Source organism: Nocardioides sp. NPDC057767 (assembly GCF_042798275.1).
GTDB lineage: Bacteria > Actinomycetota > Actinomycetes > Propionibacteriales > Nocardioidaceae > Nocardioides.
On record NZ_JBHVKJ010000035.1, the window covers coordinates 1 to 12,565 of the forward strand.

9 protein-coding genes are annotated in these 12,565 nt (G+C 70.4%); 2 read left to right on the forward strand and 7 right to left on the reverse strand.

All coding sequences use genetic code 11. The annotated features are described in order from the left end of the window. Positions 1-67: 67 nt before the first annotated feature. A complete protein-coding gene (gene ald, locus ACFVDI_RS18245; RefSeq protein ID WP_378907635.1) occupies positions 68-1,183 on the reverse strand; it encodes an alanine dehydrogenase in 1,116 nt (371 codons plus the stop codon). A 145-nt stretch (positions 1,184-1,328) separates the two neighbouring features. Then, a complete protein-coding gene (locus tag ACFVDI_RS18250) occupies positions 1,329-1,970 on the reverse strand; it encodes an NUDIX domain-containing protein (RefSeq protein WP_378907638.1) in 642 nt (213 codons plus the stop codon). A 22-nt stretch (positions 1,971-1,992) separates the two neighbouring features. On the opposite strand from ACFVDI_RS18250, the gene pepN reads away from it, so the two are divergent. Both pepN and ACFVDI_RS18260 read left to right on the forward strand, forming a co-directional pair. After that, a complete protein-coding gene (pepN, locus tag ACFVDI_RS18255; RefSeq protein WP_378907641.1) occupies positions 1,993-4,431 on the forward strand; it encodes an aminopeptidase N in 2,439 nt (812 codons plus the stop codon). A gap of 106 nt (positions 4,432-4,537) precedes the next feature. Continuing rightward, complete coding sequence (locus tag ACFVDI_RS18260) at positions 4,538-5,011, forward strand: SRPBCC family protein (protein ID WP_378907644.1); 474 nt, start codon at positions 4,538-4,540, stop codon at positions 5,009-5,011. A gap of 67 nt (positions 5,012-5,078) precedes the next feature. On the opposite strand, the gene ACFVDI_RS18265 is transcribed toward ACFVDI_RS18260, so the two are convergent. From ACFVDI_RS18265 to ACFVDI_RS18285, 5 genes are all read right to left on the reverse strand, one after another. Next, positions 5,079-6,791, reverse strand: a complete 1,713-nt coding sequence (locus ACFVDI_RS18265) for a CTP synthase (protein ID WP_328530905.1) — start codon at positions 6,789-6,791, stop codon at positions 5,079-5,081. A gap of 14 nt (positions 6,792-6,805) precedes the next feature. Next, a complete protein-coding gene (gene steA, locus ACFVDI_RS18270) occupies positions 6,806-8,758 on the reverse strand; it encodes a putative cytokinetic ring protein SteA (RefSeq protein ID WP_378907648.1) in 1,953 nt (650 codons plus the stop codon). 189 nt (positions 8,759-8,947) lie between these two features. Next, positions 8,948-10,711, reverse strand: a complete 1,764-nt coding sequence (gene recN, locus ACFVDI_RS18275; RefSeq protein WP_378907651.1) for a DNA repair protein RecN — start codon at positions 10,709-10,711, stop codon at positions 8,948-8,950. Next, positions 10,704-11,675, reverse strand: a complete 972-nt coding sequence (locus ACFVDI_RS18280; protein ID WP_378907822.1) for an NAD kinase — start codon at positions 11,673-11,675, stop codon at positions 10,704-10,706. Before ACFVDI_RS18280 ends, recN begins: the two co-directional genes overlap by 8 nt. Positions 11,676-11,695: 20 nt before the next feature. After that, positions 11,696-12,559 carry a TlyA family RNA methyltransferase gene (locus ACFVDI_RS18285; RefSeq protein ID WP_378907654.1) on the reverse strand — a complete coding sequence of 288 codons (864 nt, stop codon included), beginning with the start codon at positions 12,557-12,559 and terminating at the stop codon, positions 11,696-11,698. Between the last annotated feature and the right edge of the window lie 6 nt (positions 12,560-12,565).

Consider the following 12,565-nt stretch of genomic DNA (forward strand, 5'->3'; position numbering starts at 1 on the left):
CCTTGGCGCGTTCGATCGGCAGTCCGTAGATGCGCCCGGCGATGCGTCAGGACCCGGCGACTCGGCCTCAGGCGAGGACGGTCTCGAGCGCGACCGAGTCGATCCCGACGGCCTCGCCGACAGGGGCGTTGGTCAGCTGACCGGCATGGGTGTTGAGGCCCTTGGCGAGCGCGGCGTCGTCACGCAGCGCCTGTTGCCAGCCCTTGTTGGCCACCGCGACGGCGTAGGGCATCGTCGCGTTGGTGAGGGCGTAGGTCGAGGTGTTGGGCACCGCGCCGGGCATGTTGGCCACGCAGTAGAACGTCGAGTTGTGGACCTGGTAGGTCGGGTCGGCGTGGGTGGTGGCGTGGGAGTCCTCGAAGCAGCCGCCCTGGTCGATGGCGATGTCGACGAGCACCGAGCCGGGCTTCATCCGCGAGACCAGGTCGTTGCTGACCAGCTTCGGCGCGGCCGCGCCGGGGATCAGCACGGCACCGATGACGAGATCGGCCTGGAGCACCTGCTCCTCGAGCACGAGCTTGTTGGAGGCCAGGCCGTGGACCTGGTTGGAGTAGCGCCAGAACGACATCCGCAGCTTCTCCAGGTCGGTGTCGAGCAGGGTGACGTCGGCGCCCATGCCGAGCGCGATGTTGGCGGCGTTCTGCCCGGAGACACCGGCACCGATGATGACGACCTTGGCGTTGGCGACACCGCCGACACCGCCCATCAGCACGCCGCGGCCGCCCTGGGCCTTCATCAGGTTGTAGGCGCCGACCTGGGGCGCCAGGCAGCCGGCGACCTCCGACATCGGGTAGAGCAGCGGCAGCGCCCGGTTGGGCAGCTCGACGGTCTCGTAGGCGATCGCGGTGACCTTCTTGGCCAGCAGCTCCTCGGTCAGCGGCTTGTCAGCGGCCAGGTGGAGGTAGGTGAACAGGGTCAGGCCCTCGCGCAGGCGGTGGTACTCCTCCGCGATCGGCTCCTTGACCTTCAGGACCATGTCGGCGTTGCCCCAGGTCTCGTCTGCGTCGCCGAGGATCTTGGCGCCGACCGCGGCGTACTCGCCGTCGGGGATGGAGGAGCCGAGGCCGGCGCCGGCCTCGACGAAGACCTCGTGGCCGTTGGCCACCAGCTCGTGGACGCCCGAGGGGGTGATCGCCACCCGGTATTCGTGGTTCTTGACTTCCTTGGGTACGCCGATTCTCATTGTCCTGCCTTCATCTCGTGGCCCTGAATGTGGTGGTCCGTGGGTTGTGGGTCAGCCGGATGTTCGCCGCCTGATGCGGCATGTCTAACCCCGTGTGGCGCAAGTCACCAAAACCACGTCGTTCGGTCATCGACCAGGCGCCTGTTCAGACTCTGCCACGCGACTTGAGAGCGGCGTACGCAAGCACAGCCTGGACGACCGGCGAGTCGGTTGCCCGGCCGCTCAGGACGGCTTCCAGGAGCTCCTCGAAGGGCACCCAGTGGATGCTCATCTCGGCCTCCTCGTGCTCGAGCTCGAAGCCGTCCCGGTCGGTCGCGGTCAGACCGCGGGCGAGGAAGAAGTGGTGGATCTCCTCGGAGATCCCCGGCGAGGTGTAGGTCGAGAGCAGCGGCGTCCACTCGGCCGCCTCGTGCGCCACCTCCTCGCGCAGCTCGCGCACGGCGACGTCGAGCGGGTCCTCGCCGGGATAGTCGATCAGACCGGCCGGAAGCTCGACGAAGCGGCGCTTGGCGGGGTGGCGGTACTGGGTGATCACCAGGGCCCGCTCGTCATCGTCGAGCGCCAGCACCACCGCCGCACCGGGGTGCTCGACGACGAGACGCCGAAACGGCTCCTCGTCCTCGTGACCTGGCCGGTTGATCCGGTCCGCACGCAGCGCGACCACCCAGCCGTCGCGGTGGAGGTCCTCGCTCGAGGCGACCGGCCAGCTCTCGGGGGCGTCCCACTCGGTGAGGGGCCCCGGGTCCAGCGGCATGGCCGAGTCGGAAATTCGTGCGTCCGATGTCATGGCCCGAGGCTACCCTCGGCCCATGTCCGCGATCTCCCCCGCCGCCCCTGCCTCACTCACCCAGGAGGAGGCCGCCGCACGCGCCGCCTCGATCACCGTGGAGCGCTACGACATCTCGCTCGACATGACCGGTCTGCTGGAGGGCGAGACGCTCTCCAGCGTCTCCACGATCACGTTCTCCGCCACTTCCGGCTCGAGCACGTTCGTCGACTGCGTGGCCGAGGTGTCGGCCGCCACGCTCAACGGCACCGACCTCGACCTCGCCACGATCAGCGCTGGACGGATCCCGCTCGAGGACCTCGCCGAGACCAACACCCTCGTCGTCAGCGCGTCCCAGTCCAACACCGCCTCCTCCGAGGGTGTGCTGCGCACCGTGGACCCGTCCGACGGCAACGTCTACGTGTGGACCTCCTTCGAGCCCGACGACGCCCGCCGGCTCTGGGCCTGCTTCGACCAGCCCGATCTCAAGGCGGTGCACGCGTTCACCGTGACCGCGCCCGAGCAGTGGACCGTGCTGTCCAACTCGGCGCCGAGCGACGTCTCGGACGCGACGGCCGGCGCCAGGACGTGGGTCTTCGAGGACACTCCCCCGCTGTCGACGTACGTCGTGGTGGTCAACGCCGGGCCGTTCGTCGAGGTCCGTGCCGAGCGTGGCGGCTACGACCTGGGGCTCTACGCCCGTCAGTCGCTGGCGAGCCAGCTGGAGCGGGACCGCGAGGAGATCCTCGACGTCACCGAGCACGGCCTGGCCTGGTTCGGGAGCAAGTTCGCGATGCCGTTCCCGCAGCGGCGCTACGACCAGATCTTCGTGCCCGACATGGGCGGCGCGATGGAGAACTGGGGCGCGGTCACGCACAGCGACATCTTCCTCTTCCGGACGACGCCGACCCATGCCGACCGCACCGAGCGCACCAACGTGATCCTGCACGAGATGGCGCACATGTGGTTCGGCGACCTGGTCACGATGCGCTGGTGGGACGACCTGTGGCTCAACGAGGCCTTCGCATCGTGGGCGGCCGTCTGGGCGTCGGCGGCCCTGCCCGACTACACCGACGTATGGGCCGCGATCGCGCTGACCGAGAAGAAGATGGCCTACGACACCGACCTGACGGCCGCCACCCACCCGATCCGCGGAGTGGTGCCCAGCGTGGACGTCGCGATGGCCAACTTCGACGCGATCACCTACATGAAGGGCCAGGCGGTGCTGCAGCAGCTGCACGCCTACATCGGAGAGGAGGCCTACCTGGCCGGGCTGCAGGCCTACTTCGCCGAGCACGCCTACGGCAACACCGTCCTCGACGACCTGATGGGCGCCTTCGGCACCGCCGCGGGCAAGGACCTCTCCGCCTGGACCACCGCCTGGCTCGATCACGCCGGCACCGACGTGATCACCCTCGCCGACGGCAAGGTGTCGGTCACCAGCGCTGACGGAACCGTACGTCCGCACCGGCTCGACATCGCCTCCTACGACGACGCCGGCGCCCTGCTCGCGACCACCCCGGTCACCGTGGAGGGCGAGCCCGTCGTCGTCTCGCTCCCCGACGCGGCCGCGCACCTGGTCAACGCGACCGACGTGACCTTCGCGGCGGTGCGCTCCGACGAGGCCAGCGAGGCCTGGCTCGGCCGCAACGCCGGCATCCTGCCCGACGCGGTGGCGCGAGCGGTCGCGGTCAACAGTGCGTGGTCGGCACTGTTCCGTGGTGAGATCGGCGGGCCCGAGGTCGTCTCCCGGGTCGTCTCGGTCCTCGAGCGCGAGCGGAACCCGCAGGTCACCGGGGAGTTCCTGGGCATGGCCGGGACCGCGGCCGAGCTCTGGACCGCTCCGGAGCGGGTCGCCGAGCAGCGCGCGCTGGTCGCCGCGGCCGCCGCGGTCCTCGCCGAGGATCCCGCCAACCGCGACACCGCGCTGCGGGTCGTCGCCTCGCACGCCTCCACACCCGAGCAGATCGCACTCGCCGAGGCCGGGGCCGCCGAGGACGTCCAGGTCGCCTGGCGGCTGCTCGGCCGGCGCGCGGAGCTGGGTGACTACGACGCCGAGGCGGTCGCAGCCCTGGAGGCCCGCGACCCGGATCCCGAGTCCTGGGTCAGCGCCCTGGCCGTACGCACCGCCCAGCCGCTCGCGGAGGCCAAGGAGGAGGCCTGGCAGGTGACCATGGTCGAGCGCCGGCTGCCGCGCACCGACAGCGCCTACACGTTGAGCTCGGCGTTCTGGCGGCCGGGCCAGGACGAGGTCCTGGCGCCGTACGCCCCGCGCTATCTCGAGGCCGTCGCCGCCATCAGGGGCGGCGGGCTGCTCTCCTTCGGGCTCCAGCTCAGGTTCTACCCGGCCCAAGCCGGTGAGGACGTCGCCGAGGCCGCACGGGCCGCCTGCGAGGGAGACACGCTCGTGCCGTTCGTACGGCAGACGGTCATCCGTCTCGCCGACGTGCACTCGCGGCAGGTGGCAGCTCGCGCGCTGTGAGATCGCAGTGAGATCGCAGTGAGATCGCTCCGGGTCGAGAAGGTATGGCCCGGGAACCCGTCGGGTACCCGAGTGTCGTACGCAATCGAGAGGAGACGCGAGAGAGATGAGCACCATCCAGAAGAGCGTCCAGGTCGGCGTTCCGGTCAGCACTGCGTATGACCAGTGGACCCAGTTCGAGTCGTTCCCTCAGTTCATGGAGGGCGTCGAGTCAGTCCGTCAGCTCGACGACAAGCACCTGCACTGGAAGGCCGAGATCGGCGGCGTCACCCGTGAGTGGGATGCCGAGATCGTCGACCAGGTTCCCGACGACCGGATCACCTGGCGCGCCGTGGAGGGCGCGAAGAACCAGGGCACGGTCTCGTTCACCGAGGACCAGATGAGCAAGACGACGAACGTCACGCTGCGCCTGGAGTACGAGCCCGAGGGCATGGTCGAGAAGACCGGTGACGTCCTCAAGATCGTCGACAAGCGCGCCGAGGGCGACCTCGAGCGGTTCAAGGACTTCATCGAGCACCGCGGCACCGAGACCGGTGCCTGGCGCGGCGAGGTGAAGCCGACCGGCGAGGTACGCGAGTAGCGCACACAGACGCGAGCCCCCTGGGTCCGGCACCAGCCGGCCCCAGGGGGCTCGTCACGTCAGCTGCTCAGGCCTCGGCGGGCTCAGGCAGCTCGACCTCGCTGACCTCGCGGCGCAGGTTGGTCTCGTCGATCGGGAACCGCTGCTCCTTCTGCCGGTCGAGGGCCGCCTTCACCAGGCCGGCGAACAGCGGGTGCGGGCGGGTCGGCCGCGAGCGGAGCTCGGGGTGGGCCTGGGTCGAGACGTAGTAGGGGTGTACGTCGCGGGGCAGCTCGACGAACTCGACGAGCTGGTTGTCGGGCGAGAGCCCGGAGAAGACCAGGCCGGCGTCCTCGAGCTGGTCACGGTAGGCGTTGTTGACCTCGTAGCGGTGGCGGTGGCGCTCCTCGATGGAGGTCGCTCCGTAGACCTCGGCCGCGATCGAGCCCTTCTTGAGCTCGGCCGGGTAGAGCCCCAGGCGCATCGTGCCGCCCAGGTCACCGGCGCCCTCGACGTACGCCTTCTGCTCCTCCATCGTCGCGATGACGGGCTCGGGGGTCTCGGCGTCGAACTCCGTGGAGTCGGCCTTCTCCAGGCCGAGCACGTTGCGGGCGTACTCGATGACCATGCACTGCAGACCCAGGCACAGGCCCAGCGTGGGGATCTGGTGGGTGCGGGTGTAGGTCAGTGCGCCGAGCTTCCCCTCCAGGCCACGGATGCCGAAGCCACCGGGAACGCAGACGGCGTCGACGTCGTGGAGGTTCTTCGCGGCACCCTCGGGGGTCTCGCACTCATCCGACGGGATCCAGCGGATGTGGACCTTGGCCTCGTTGGCGAAGCCGCCGGCGCGCAGCGCCTCGCCGACGCTGAGGTAGGCATCGGGGAGGTCGATGTACTTGCCGACCAGGCCGATGGTGAGCTCCTCCTTGGGGTGGTGCACCCGGCGGAGCAGGTCCTCCCACAGCGCCCAGTCGACGTCGCGGAAGGGCAGGTCGAGCTTGCGCACGACATAGGCGTCGAGGCCCTCGCGGTGGAGCACCTTCGGGATGTCGTAGATGCTCGGGGCGTCGGCGGCGGTCACCACGGCGTCCTCGTCGACGTCGCACATGAGCGCGATCTTGCGCTTGATGCCCTCGGGCAGCTCGCGGTCGGCGCGGCACACGATGGCATCGGGCTGGATGCCGATCTGGCGCAGCGCCATCACCGAGTGCTGCGTCGGCTTGGTCTTGAGCTCCTTGGACGGGCCGATGTAGGGCACCAGGGAGACGTGCACGAAGAAGACGTTGTCGCGGCCGAGGCGCTGGCGCACCTGGCGGGCGGCCTCGAGGAACGGCAGCGACTCGATGTCGCCGACGGTGCCGCCGATCTCGGTGATCACGACGTCGACCTCGGGGCCGTGCATGGCCAGGACCCGCTCGGAGATCTCGTCGGTGATGTGCGGGATCACCTGGACCGTCTCGCCGAGGTAGTCGCCGCGGCGCTCCTTGGCGATCACGTTGGAGTAGACCTGCCCGGTGGTCACGTTGGCGTGGCCGACCAGGTCGGTGTCGAGGAACCGCTCGTAGTGGCCGATGTCGAGGTCAGTCTCGGCACCGTCGTTGGTCACGAAGACCTCACCGTGCTGGAACGGGTTCATCGTGCCGGGGTCCACGTTGAGGTACGGGTCCAGCTTCTGCATGGTCACGCTCAGACCACGCGAACGGAGAAGACGGCCGAGGGACGATGCCGTCAGGCCCTTTCCCAATGAGGAGGCGACGCCCCCGGTGACAAAAATGTGCTTGGTCAAGCTCGCCGACTTCATGGACCTCAATCCTATCAACGCTTCAGCAGGCCGCCGAAACCTGACGCACCGAAATCGCCACCTTGTTGGCTCCGCTGTCGCGCCAGCACGAGCGGCGTGGCCACCTGACCGGTGACCGTCTCGACACCGTCGACCGACGCGAACCAGCCCGGCCAGTCGTTGGCGCGGAGCGTCTCCAGGTCCTCGGAGTCGGTGGTTCCGCCCACGACCAGGCCTTTCGTGGTGGCGCCGAGCCCTTCGACGAGACCTTCGACGGCGGTCGTGTCCTGGCTGTTCTCGCCGAGGACGACCAGGACGAGGTCGGCCGGCCCGGTCGGTCGTCCCCGGGCCGTGACCAGGTCGCCGGTGAGCAACGCCACAGCGGCGGTCTTGGCGGGCTGATCGAACTCCGTGGGTGGCTTCGTGCCGGCGTAGGTCTCCCCGACGACCTGACCCATCCGCTGGTAGGTCGCCCGGCCCGCATCGCCTCGGCCGAGCTGCTTGACCAGCTGCGTGGCCAGGCTGTCGACATACTGCTTGCGGTCCGGGTCCAGCAGGTTCGGTCGTACGTCGAGCACCCCCGTCGTCTCGCCACCGGCCGTCTTGATGGTGCCGGTGAGCGCGTCGACCGTCTTCGCGTCCGCGCCGGGGAGGGCGAGGACCGCGACCCGCTGCCCGGTGAGCTTGCCGGGCAGGAGCTCGTCGCCCGTCTCGGCGACGAACCGCTCCTCGACGGTCTGCGGGTCGTCTCCGGTGTTCGCCTCGCCTCGGCCGGAGGTGGTGCTCGCGGCGGCACCCTCACCCGCGCCGCCCCCGAAACTGCCCCCGAAACCGGCTCCGAAGCCGGTGCCGATCTCGGTCAGATCGTGGTCGGCGGCCCAGATGCCGGCGGGTACGCCGATCGCCAGCGCCGTCACCGCCGCCAGAACCGGCAGGGCCAGCCGACGGCTTCGGGGCTCCCTGCGCCGCACCGCCGGAACAGCGGAGGCGTCGATCAGCGTCGGGCCGAGGGCGAGCCGGGTCAGGTAGGTGCCGGCCAGGCCGGGGCGCTGGTCCTCGAGGAAGTCGGTCAGTGTGGTGCTCAGCCCGGCGCCGATCACGAGCGAGGGATGCTGCGTGTAGGCGACGAGCAGGGCCGCGTCCTCGGGCGCGAGGGACGACTCGAACCGCTTCGGCTGCACCCCGACCCGGTCGAGGAGCTCGGCCGCGCTCTCGCTCGCGGAGCCACCCGGAGCGAGCACGACCTCCGCTGCGCTGGTGAGCACCTTCGGTTCGGGGTAGGTGTCGGTGTCCGGGCCCAGGACGAGCACGGCGTGGCGTACCTGCTTCTTGGTCAGCCTCTTCGCCGCGGGTCCGACTGCGATGATCGCCGGGCGCTGCTCGCGCAGGAAGCCCTTGAGGTCGCCCAGGAGCCGATCCAGGTCGGGGTGGTCGGCGATCACGACGACGGGTCGGCCGGCCAGCGGGGTGTCGAGCGGAGGTACGCCGTTGCCGTGCAGCAGCACCTCCTCCTCGCGCTTGAGCAGCTCGCTGCTGTTGTGGGTGAAGAGCTCCAGATGGGAGCTCAGCCCCCGCTTCGCGTCCTCGAGGTCGTTGTCCAACGACTCCTGGTCGAGCGCGCGCCCTGCGGTCAGCAGCTGCTCACCGTCGAAGATCTCGCCGTCGAGGATCCGGGCCTTCCGCCCGTCGACCAGCTTCTCCAGGCCCGCCTCGCCGACCTTGTCGATCAGCTCGATCCCGGCGTCAACCAGCGTCTGCGGGCCCCGGTTGGGGTAGCGCCCCGACACCATCGGCTGGGCGTTGACGACGGCGATCACACCCTTGGCAGCGAGCGCCAGGGCGGTGCTCCGGTCGAGATCGACATGGTCGATGACCGCGATGTCACCCTCTTTGAGCCGCGGGATCAACGCTCTGGTCGGCCGTCCCGAGCGGAGGGTGCCGCGGATGCCCGGAAGTACGGAAGGAATCTGGCGAGTAGGCAGTCTCATGTCCCGCCAATCCTCCCCCGGTATCAGGGCACGACCCCGGATCTCTCATCCGGCGAGTCGGTCGTCGTGGCGGCCGAATGCGTACGTTTGGTGGCCGAATCTGCAGTTGTGGCGTGTGTCGTTCACCACAACTGCAGATTCGTTGACCAGATCTGCGGACTCGGCCGCCAGAACTGAGGTCTCGGCGGGTCAGGCCTTCGCGGAGCGGGCGACCTCGAGGAGCTCACGGGCGTGCGCGATGGCGGTGTCGGAGGCGGTCAGCCCGGCCAGCATCCGCGAGAGCTCGCGCTCGCGGGACTCGTCGTCGAGGACGGTGAGCCCGGAGCTGGTGACAACTCCGTCGCTGGTCTTCTCGACGGCCACGTGGTGATCGGCGAAGGCGGCGACCTGTGGCAGGTGGGTGACCACCAGGACCTGCGCGGTGCGGGCCAGGTGGGCGAGACGGCGGCCGATCTCGACCGCCGCGGTGCCGCCGACACCGGCGTCGACCTCGTCGAAGACGAAGGTCGGGACCGGGCTGGTGGCGGCCAGGACCACCTCGATGGCCAGCATCACCCGGGAGAGCTCACCGCCGGAGGCGCCCTTGTGGAGCGGGCGGGGCTCGGAACCGGTGTTGGCCGCCAGCAGCAGCTCGACCTCGTCGAGACCGTTCGAGCCGTAGCGCAGCCACCGCTGTGCCTTCCCCGACCCGACCTTCAGCGGCGCGTGCGGCTCGTCCTCGGAGGCGGGCGCGTCGGTCTCCTTCTGCCGTACGTCGACCACCAGTCGGGCGTGCGGCATGGCCAGTCCGGTCAGCTCGTCGCTGACCGCCTTGGCCAGGGCGCCGGCGGCGTCGGCACGGGCGGCCGACAGCGCCAGGCCGGCCTCGGCGAGGGCGGCTCTCAGCCGCGTACGCTCCCCGCGGAGCTCCTCGATGCGGTCGTCGTCCGAGTCGAGCTCGAGCAGCCGCTTGGCGCCGCTCTCGGCCCAGGCGAGCACCTCGTCGATGGTCTCGCCGTATTTCCGGGTCAGCGCGGTCAGGGCGGCGCGACGCTCGGAGACCACCGACAGCCGGGCCGGATCGGTCTCGATCGCGGTCGCGTAGGAGGCGACGTCGGCGGCCAGATCGGAGAGCAGGTAGGAGACCTCGGCGAGGCGGTCGGCCAGCGACGCGGCCTCGGGGTCGTGGTCGCGCACGCCGTCGAGGGCCTGGCGCGCGGCCGAGATCGCGCCCAGCGCGTCGGGGGCGTCGACCTCGGAGGAGAGCGCCTCGCGAGCCTGCTCCGCGGCGGTGCGCAGCGTGTCGGCGTAGCCGAGCCGCTCCTCCTCCTGGGCGAGGGTGACGTCCTCGCCGGGCTCGGGCGTGACCGCTTCGACCTCGCCCAGGCCGAAGCGGAGCAGGTCGGCCTCCTGCGCCCGCTCCCGGGCATGGGTGGTGACCTCGTCGAGCTCGCGCTCGACCTTGTGGAGCTGGCTGTGGAGGTCGGCGTAGGCGGCGAGGAGCTTGGCGACGGGCTCACCGCCGAAGCGGTCGAGCGAGTCACGCTGGGCACGTGGCTGCAGCAGCCGGTGCTGGTCGGACTGGCCGTGGACGGCGACGAGCGGGGAGGTCACCGAGCCCAGGGTGGCGACCGGGACGGTCGCTCCCCCGACGTAGGCCCGCGCGCGTCCTTCGGCGGCCACGGTGCGGGCGACGAGGACGCGGCCCTCCTCGACCTCTCCCCCGGCCTCCTCGGTCGCGTCGACGACGGCCGGCAGCGACCGGGCGTCGATGACGCCTTCGACCCGGGCCGCCTTCTTGCCCTTGCGGACGGAACCGGCGTCGCCGCGACCGCCGAGCAGCAGCCCGAGCGCGGTCACGATCATCGTCTTGCCCGCGCCGGTCTCACCGGTCACGACGGTCAGTCCTGGTCCGAGCTCCAGCGTCGAGGACTCGATGATCCCGAGTCCGGAGATCCTGATCTCCTCAAGCATGCTCGCCTCCGTTCATCCTGAACGGACGCCGTTCCGCGGCGCCTCGCCATCCCTCCACAGACAGTCCGAACTTCCGCACCAGACGATCCGTGAACGGGGCCTGGTGCAGGCGGACGAGTCTGACAGGCTCCACCCCCCGGGTGACCTCGATCCGGGCGCCCGGGCCCAGGTCGTAGGAGCGCCGGCCGTCGCACCACAGCACCCCGGCGCCATCGGCCCGGGTGATCACCTCGACGGCCAGGACCGAGGTCGGCGCCACCACCATCGGCCGCGCGAAGAGCGCGTGGGCGCTGATCGGGGTCAGCAGCAGAGCCTCGACGCCGGGCCACACGACCGGGCCGCCGGCGGAGAAGTTGTAGGCCGTCGAGCCGGTCGGGGTCGCACAGACGACGCCGTCGCAGCCCCACCTCGACAGCGGCCGGCCGTCGATCTCGACAACCACCTCGAGCATCCGCTCGCGAGACGCCTTCTCGACGCTGGCCTCGTTGACCGCGAACGTACGAAAGACCTTCTTGCCGTCCTCGAAGACGCTGACCTCGAGGGCGAGCCGGTCCTCGGAGGTGTAGCGGCGCTGCACGATCGCCTCGATCGTCGACTCGACGTCGTCGTACTCCGCCTCCGCGAGGAACCCGACGTGTCCCAGGTTGACCCCGAGCACCGGGGTGCGGTGGGGCTGGACGATCTCGGCGGCGCGCAGGATCGTGCCGTCGCCACCGATGACCAGCGCCAGCTCGCAGTCGCTGCTGGCGTCGAGCTCGTCGGCAGCCAGCTCCAGCTTCGGCTCGTAGGCGGCCGGGTCGATGCCGAGGTCGACGGCCTCGCTGGCCAGCATCCTCACCACGATGCCGTGGACCGCGAGCGACTTGGCACAGGCGAGACCGACCTCGCGGGCCTCCTCGCGCCCGGTGTGGATGAGCATGAGGACGCGCCGAACCTCGACTGAGTCCTCAGATGCTGGGCCCACAGCAGGGGTATCGGCGTCAGTCACGGATCAACCTTCTCAGACGGCACCGACACTTCGCGGACGGCCTGGATCTCCAGGCCGCGCTGCTCGCGCACGGCTTCCTCGATCTCGGCCTCGCTGACCGTCGCCTCACCACGGCGCAGCCAGAGAAAGAACTCCACGTTGCCCGAGGGGCCCGGCAGCGGGCTGGTCGTGACCGCGCGCGCACCCCAGCCGCGCTTGGCAGCTGCTGCCGCCACGGCGTTGACGGCCTCGGCCCGCAGAGCCGGGTCGCGCACCACGCCGCCCTTTCCGACCCGGTCCTTGCCGACCTCGAACTGCGGCTTGACCATCAGGGCCAGGTCGCCGTCGGGGCTGGTGACGCCGATCAGCGCGTCGAGGACGAGCCCGAGGGAGATGAAGGAGAGATCGCCTACGACGACATCGACGGGTTCCCCGACCACGTCGAGGGAGAGGTCGCGGATGTTGGTGCGGTCGTGGATGACGACCCGCTCGTCCTGCTGGAGCCTCCAGGCGAGCTGGCCGTAGCCGACGTCGACCGCGACGACCTGCCTGGCGTCGTTGCGAAGCAGTACGTCGGTGAACCCGCCCGTCGAGGCGCCGGCGTCCAGGCAGCGGCGGCCCTCGACCGAGAGTCCTAGCGGCTTGAACGCCGCGAGTGCTCCGGCGAGCTTGTGGCCGCCGCGGGAGACGAAGTCGGGGCGGTCTGGATCCTCGGTCACCACGATGGCGACATCGGTCGTGACCCCGGTGGCCGGCTTGGTGGCACGGTTTCCGGAGACGGTGACGCGGCCGGCGGCGATCAGCTCGCTGGCGTGCTCACGGGATCGGGCCAGCTTGCGCCGGACCAGCTCGGCGTCGAGACGCAGGCGGCGAGGAGGCATGTGCTC